This is a genomic window from Polaromonas sp. P1_G2 (genome assembly GCF_056405515.1).
Genome location: NZ_JBFUBY010001017.1, coordinates 1 through 482, shown reverse-complemented (window position 1 = coordinate 482; position 482 = coordinate 1). Strand labels below are relative to the sequence as shown.

The 482-nt window shown below is 58.5% G+C and carries 1 protein-coding gene; it reads right to left on the bottom strand.

From position 1 onward, the window contains the following. Positions 1-482 (bottom strand): ISAs1 family transposase (locus AC1D0P_RS28835; protein WP_477679864.1); only part of this gene is annotated, 482 nt, incomplete at both ends.

The window sequence follows — 482 nt, the reverse complement described above, 5'->3', positions numbered from 1 at the left end:
TGTCATCCCAGTTTGCGGTTTTGCGCTTGAGGTTGATGGAATCCTTGCCGGGAGCGAGCCTGAGCAGGTTTGCGGTTATGTGTTTCATTGCGGTGAAGATAGCGGGTGCATTGTCGGTGCGGACGCGGCTTTCGTCGTCGCGGAAGCTCATGTCGAGAACCCAATGAAGGCTGTTTTCGATGGCCCAGTGATCGCGCAYATAGGCTGAGATATCGGCGGCACTTGCCGAAAGCGAGGTGATGTAGAACCTGGTTTCGGATTGGCTTTTGCCCTGGATTTCACGCAGGCTGTYGACCATGACGAWGGATGTGAGGCTTGGCCAGTCGTGCCGGTCGGCCAGCCAGCCGAKATCGCTCAGCACATGGACGCTRCGCGTCTCGATCCGACCGTGCTCGCCGTCGACGGTCAGGTCGCTGTCATGCCGGCAATCGGCGAAGCAGCGCTCGATCTGTTCGGCTGCAAACAGTTTGACGTCCTCATGC